Consider the following 239-nt stretch of genomic DNA (forward strand, 5'->3'; position numbering starts at 1 on the left):
TCGCCGGCCTACGGCGCGTGAAGGAGCGCCGGCCGAAGAATCTTCAAGGGTATCAGAGAGATGTCGCCATGCGGCTGCCAGGTCTCTGAGGGAAAGGATGCAGAATGTCGCGCGATCGCCCTTGCGGCCTCGGAAGAGATAGACAGCGCCATCGAATGGATTGGCGCCGAGCGACTGCTGCACCAACGCGGACAGCCGGTCCATCCCGGACCGCATGTCGGTCACACCGCAGGCCAGGT

At 64.0% G+C, this 239-nt stretch carries 1 protein-coding gene; it reads right to left on the reverse strand.

What is annotated here, in order from left to right:
• The coding region (tnpB, locus tag E2C05_RS32660) for a transposase (protein ID WP_240047013.1) at nt 1-237 on the reverse strand (237 nt) is incomplete at its 3' end.
• Nucleotides 238-239 lie beyond the last annotated feature (2 nt).

The organism is Paracraurococcus ruber, from assembly GCF_004353985.1.
GTDB classification, from domain to species: domain Bacteria; phylum Pseudomonadota; class Alphaproteobacteria; order Acetobacterales; family Acetobacteraceae; genus Paracraurococcus; species Paracraurococcus ruber.